Source organism: Nocardioides sp. P5_C9_2 (assembly GCF_054049555.1).
This window is the reverse complement of record NZ_JBFUMD010000502.1, coordinates 1-2,762: the sequence shown is the minus strand read 5'-3', so window position 1 is coordinate 2,762 and position 2,762 is coordinate 1. Positions and strand designations below refer to the sequence as shown.

The window sequence follows — 2,762 nt, the reverse complement described above, 5'->3', positions numbered from 1 at the left end:
GACTCCGTATTGTCAGGTTGAGTGTGTTGCCTAGCCCTACTCTTGGGCTTGGGGAGGAACCTCTCGTCTAACCCTGCCGAGACGCCGCGTGAGTACTGGTCCTCTCTCCATGCCTCTACCGCCTGCTCGGGGTAACTACCCGCGACCATCGCGCTGAGGAAGGCCTCTCCGCCGTCTTCGTCGGTGTTGCAACGCCAGCGGTAGTAAGCCCCGCCGACGTTCTCAGGCAGGTTCAACTCATGGTGAATCTGCTCCGCGGACCAGCCGCCCCGAACCATGTAGTGAACAACCTTGCCCGTCGTGCTCTTGTTGGACACGCGAGGCTCCGGCTCGGGGTAGCAAACGCGTTCGATGTACTCGGTAACCCAGACCTTTCGCGGCTTCCAGTTCCTGGGTGTGTACCCCGGTGCGCCCTTCCAGTCGTAGCCGTGCACCAGCATCCGCAGTGGGTGACCCCAGATCGGTGCTACCTCGCGTGAGTCGTCCACAAGGGACGGCAGACGTTCGTTCTGCTTCATGTTCGCCCTTTCGCCCTACCGCACTACGTACGGCGTTGCGGCAGTATCGGCGCGTTTCGGTTTGGAGATTCCGAGAAATCGAGAAGCCCGCGCCGGGGCGAATCGGCGCGGGCTTCCTTGCAACCCTCAAACGAAGGACTGACAGCAGTATCGGCCACCGCTTGGCTTGGACCCTCGCGTGCGTCCTCTGGACGCTACGTCTGGCATCCGTGTTGACCAACTCGTGCCGCAAATGCCGACGCGCCGACGCCGATGGCTAGTAGCCGATCAGCAACAGGCCATCGAAGGGCAAGTGCAGTCGCCGCGAGGCGTAGATGGCGTCGAGTTGCCTGCGGGTGTTGCGGTAGGCGGGCTTCTCTTGCGGCTTGCCACCGCTCTGATGGTGGTATGTCGCAGGCATGAAGAGAGCTAAGTTCCTCGCGTCTAGCAAGAGCGACGTGCGCACAATGTCGCGGTAGTCAGCGCCACCAGCGGCCCCTCGCCCCGCTTCCACTTCGACCGCGACACCCAGCGCGTCATGGAAGGCGTCGATGTCGTAGGACACTTCGGGCTTGCCGTTCTCGCCGAAAAGGACGGGTCTCGTGATTTTTTGGTGGGCGGACTTTCCGCTCTCAACCACGTAGCCCAACGCCTCGAGTCCAGGCCTAAGAATCGACAGAACAGAGTCGCTTGAAAGACCTGCTCCTGAAGGCGCTGGTGCCGTGTCAATGACCGTGCTCACGGCCTCAGTCGCAGCCACGAGGTCAGTCGCCCAAACCGGAGGACGGGTGTTCTGCGGGTAGCAACTCCACAACGGGTACGGACTCATCGGGCGACTCTAATCACTTCCGCTTGACCGGCTGCACCCCCCGGTCCGAACCGCGGGATGCGGAGCCGCACGCTGATGAACCGTTTTCAGGTCTACTTCCCTCGGGTCTTCTGCCAGTTCGGCAGGTCCACGTTCTTGAGCCGCCAAGCCAGCAATCTCATGTCCTCGACCCGGTAACGGCCCATCCAAAGTGCCCTCTCGGGTAGATGCCGAACCTGGTAGTGCAGGGACTCAAGGATCGCCGTCTCGTTCAGGGGACGGAAGGCTCGCATGCCCACGACCGTAGTCACTCGCACCGGCACGCGTATGGCCGGCATTTCCAAGGGACTCTTCATCGGTTTCTCCGCCGTTCCGGTTGTGTCACTCCAGGCAAACTTTCGACCCGTGATCTTGTCGTCGGCGTTGGATGCACAAGATGCGCGCCACTCACCGGCAACTTCACCTCATCCGCGCCTATGCGATTCCGAGTTTAGTGAGTCAGCGGGTGTTGCAGGGTCAGCACGCTCTCTAGCGTCGGTCGGTTGGTGCTGCCGGACACGCGCGGGATCGTCACTGCTCTGCCACCCGTCGCGACAAGCCCTCGCGCCCACATAGCGTCGCTGAAGGGGGTGCTCAGCCACACTGCTCTCAAGGTCAGGTTCTTGCGCATGAAGATGTCGCGGATGATCTGGCCGTCATCGAACGTGTTGGACTCGTGAGTCCATCCATTTTCCTTCGCCCAGTTCAGGGCGTCTGGTCGGCGGTCCGTGTGAGCGGCAGGCATGTCGGCCCTTCTGAGGCAGGGGTGAGAGTCCGACCTTAGGACAGACCGGCCCAAGAGGCCCGTGACACGACTCCGGCGCATCTGACGTTGGTGGAAACCCTCGGACAATGACTATTCGGCACGCTTGCCTGTCCAAGGAACTTTGTCGCGAGCCCGCGAGGTCGGGCTGTGTCCTTCTGACTGACGGCGACGCTTGTCGCTCCCTGTTCGTAGAGATCGATCAACGCCCGGGGTCGCCTGCTTCGCCAGCGCCCAGTTGAGGCTTGGTGGGTATCTCCTGTTGGATCGCGCTCCAAGCCTCATCGTCTTGTTGCTGTTCCTCCTGCAACTTCTCAGTCACGATCTGGAGAGCGGACTTCATCTCCCGTGCACTCATGCCCGACACCTCGAACTCCGCGTCACCCGCCCTTACCAGTATCGCTTTGTGCTGGTGACGCGAGAAGTACTTTTCCATCACAGTTGCGAACCCGCGGAGCCCGCCCACCAGGGCAATCGCAAGGATCACGTCGTCAACTCCGAACGCAAACTCAGAGAGTTCGGAGGTTTCGCAACCCTCCTCATGGAGGAAGTTCTCGAAGTCGTCCCGTAAGGCCGCGGGGAGGTACACCTTGACCCGCTCCTCTTCGGGGGCGACGTGAGCGAAGGTGAAAGTCGAGTGGTCGGACACATCTGC

The 2,762-nt window shown here is 61.5% G+C and carries 3 protein-coding genes; all 3 read right to left on the bottom strand.

What is annotated here, in order from left to right:
- On the bottom strand, positions 1-518 hold a 518-nt coding region (locus ACXJKL_RS18820), incomplete at its 3' end, for a hypothetical protein (protein ID WP_457208530.1).
- A gap of 256 nt (positions 519-774) precedes the next feature.
- Positions 775-1,239, bottom strand: coding sequence for a hypothetical protein (locus tag ACXJKL_RS18815; protein ID WP_457208529.1), 465 nt, complete (start codon positions 1,237-1,239; stop codon positions 775-777).
- 1,070 nt (positions 1,240-2,309) lie between these two features.
- Positions 2,310-2,762 (bottom strand): hypothetical protein (locus tag ACXJKL_RS18810; protein ID WP_457208528.1); only part of this gene is annotated, 453 nt, incomplete at its 5' end.